We start from the raw sequence: 2,196 nt of genomic DNA, 5'->3' as shown, positions 1-2,196 counted from the left end.
ACTGCTGGCAGGCTCGTCGGCCATTTCTACATACACAATGGCGACGATTCAGGCTTCGTTTGCGAACGCGGCTGAGTTCTTCAACAGCCTGCTAGAGAGCTTTGAGCAACACTTGACCGAGGCGCGCCCACCCGTGGGGGGGCATGTCTCCGGTGGCGGCCGCCACTATCCCCATCTCTCTGCAGAAAATCGGGACATTATCGACAAAGCTATTGCCAAATACGCGGCTCAAAAAAAGCCGAGCCGGAACACGATTAAGCGCTATACGCAGGTGCTTCGCCGACTTGGAAATCATCTTGGCGCTCATCGGCAAACGATTGATCTGGGGGACCACGAATCCCTGGTCCGTCATGTCAAGTCAAACTTCCCGAACGACGAAGACATGAAGAAGGGGTTGAGTGTCCTTCGGGCGTATCACGACCCGAGCTATGTAGCTTCCGGCGGGCGGCCGCGCACGATCGCTTCGGCGGACGACGCGGCCCTCTCAGAGCGGCTTAATGCCAGTGGCATGACTCCGGGCAGCGCCGCTCGTCATGATTGTAGCCTTCGTAGATTCTCTAACGTGCTTAATCGTGCGGGCCATTCGATATCCGCGCTAGATCACGAGACGCGCATTGAGGTCGCTCAGAAGTTGTTCCCCAAAGACGAGCATCTATTGTTCGCGTTAAACAGGGTTCGCGATGCAAAGCACGTTTCCGGCGCGCGTGCGTCTCGCAAGGCTAGCGGTCATGCTGCCCCAGCGCCCGCATTGCATCTTTACCCCGATGACGCTCGCATTATGGATGGCCTGGAAAAGGCAGAGCTGAGCATGCTCAAGCCTGAGGACACTAGCCGGATAAAAGATGTGCAAAATCGGGCCGGCAACCAACGAAAATTCGGCGCATGGCTCCAAAGCAAGGGACGAGGAAGCATAGTGAGCCGACTTGCCGGCACCTCTGAGCAGCAAAAGTCTCTGAACGACGATCACACGGTCTTCAGAAAAGCCCATCGAAACGCAGACATGGGCTTCGATCGGCTTCGGAGCTACCTATCACTCGTCGAAGCGAATGCTGCGCTTGGCGTCTCCCCAAGCGCGATTGGGGAACCGCGGCGTGGCGCGTCGAGCTCAACGTGGTCGCCGCACCTACCGTCCGATTTTGAGTGGCCGACGCCGGAAGCGGTGCCAGACGGGTCGTCAGCGATCTATCGAGGTCTCGGCTCTTTCATTGGTCTGCCGCACACCTCGCAGGAGGTGAGAGACGATGCTCAGTCCGCGCCGGTGGGTAGAGCTGCCGCCGGACCTCCGCTCTTCATCGGACCATCGGACGCGCCAGCTCAGTCGTCAGACATCTACCGCGGTCTCAACTCTTTCGTTGATCTCCCATACACACCGCAGCAGATGCAAGACGATGCCCAGTCTGTGGCGGTCGGTGAGGCTGCCGCCAGACGATCGGTCTTCACGGAACCATCGGACACGCCAGCTCAGTCGTCACACATTTATCGCGGCCACTATCCTTTCGTTGAATTGCCGCATACGCCGCAACAGATGCGAGATGATGCTCAGTCGGCGCCGGTGGGTGGGGCTGCGGGCAGACCGCCGCTCTTCACCGAACCACCAGGCATGCCAGCTCAGTCGTCAGACATCTTCCGCAGTCTCAACTCTTTGGTTGACCTGCCTTACACACCGCAGCAGCTGCGTGACGATGCTCAGTCAGCGCCGGTCAGTAGGGCTGCCGCCAGATCGCCGCTCTTCACCGAACCATCAGAGGCGACAGCTCAGTCGTCCGACATCTACCGCGGGCTCAACTCTTTCGTTGATTTGCAGTACACACCGCAACGGATGCAAGACGATGCTCAGTCGGCGCCGGTGGGTAGGGCTGCAGGCAGACTCCTGCTCTTCACTGAACCGTCAGGCGTGCCAGCTCAGTCGTCAGACATCTTCCGCAGTCTCAACTCTTTGGTTGACCTGCCGTACACACCGCAGCAGCTGCGTGACGATGCTCAGTCAGTGCCGGTGGGTGGGGCTGCGGGCCGACCGCCGCTCTTCACCGAACCATCAGGCGTGCCAGCTCAGTCGTCAGACATCTTCCGCAGTCTCAACTCTTTGGTTGACCTGCCGTACACATTGCAGCAGCTGCGTGACGATGCTCAGTCAGCGCCGGTCAGTAGGGCTGCCGCCAGATCGCCGCTCTTCACCGAACTATCAGAGGGGCCAGC

At 59.4% G+C, this 2,196-nt stretch carries 1 pseudogene; it reads left to right on the top strand.

Annotated elements, in window-relative coordinates:
- Positions 1–37: 37 nt before the first annotated feature.
- A pseudogene (locus tag GGD61_RS38125) lies at positions 38–2,196 on the top strand (hypothetical protein); the annotation flags it as partial.

The organism is Bradyrhizobium sp. SBR1B (genome assembly GCF_014198205.1).
Classification (GTDB): domain Bacteria; phylum Pseudomonadota; class Alphaproteobacteria; order Rhizobiales; family Xanthobacteraceae; genus Bradyrhizobium.
Note: the sequence above shows the minus strand (reverse complement) of the source record. Positions and strands in the feature narration are given on the sequence as shown.